The 773-nt window shown below is 58.7% G+C and carries 1 protein-coding gene; it reads right to left on the minus strand.

The features are described 5' to 3' along the window. A partial coding sequence (rplM, locus tag BFN00_RS00420; RefSeq protein WP_071850128.1) for a 50S ribosomal protein L13 occupies positions 1-213 on the minus strand: 213 nt, incomplete at its 3' end. Positions 214-773: the final 560 nt, after the last annotated feature.

A 773-nucleotide genomic window follows, 5' to 3' on the forward strand; every position in this document is an offset into this window, starting at 1 on the left:
GTCGCTGGTCTTGGCACCGGTAACACGCACTTGCTCAGCGTTGATCACGACGATGTAATCGCCAGTATCGACGTGAGGGGTGTATTCCGGCTTGTGCTTGCCACGCAGGCGGCTGGCGATTTCGGTTGCCAGACGACCCAGGGTCCGGCCGGCAGCGTCGACGACGAACCAGTCGCGCTTGACGGTTTCCGGTTTAGCAGTAAATGTCTTCATTCGTTATAGCCTCAGGGGCCGCCCTGAAAATAAGACGGCGAATCTTACTGAATAGTGCTCGCCCTGACAAGAACAGGGCAGCCGGAAACAGACGCTATCGGGGGCTCGGGTCAGCGCGTCCGCCACGGCAGTGGTTCGGTAGGCTAGGCATCCCCTACCATTGGCTTGCGTCGACGGGCTAGGCATCCCCGCCGACAGGCTGCGGAATTATCCTGATTGCCAGAAAAATAGCAACCAACATTTATCCTCTCGGAGTTCCAAAGCGCCCGTCGTCTCAGCAAGCGCCGGCGTGCATGCACCGCGCTATATGCCAGAGCCCCATCGGGCACTTCGGGCGGTCGCGATCACTCTCATGTCATGGCCAACTTCGTTAATCTCGCATCCTTAAAACTTTCGCCAGCCCGGAGGCACTCCATGGAATTTCGTCCGCTCGGCCGAACCGACCTGAACGTAAGCTCACTCTGCCTCGGCACCATGACATGGGGCGAGCAGAACACCGAGGCTGACGCCTTCGCTCAGATCGACATGGCCAAAGCCGCTGGCATCAACTTCATCGATAC

The organism is Acinetobacter sp. AR2-3 (assembly GCF_001878775.1).
Taxonomy (GTDB): domain Bacteria; phylum Pseudomonadota; class Gammaproteobacteria; order Pseudomonadales; family Moraxellaceae; genus Acinetobacter; species Acinetobacter lwoffii_D.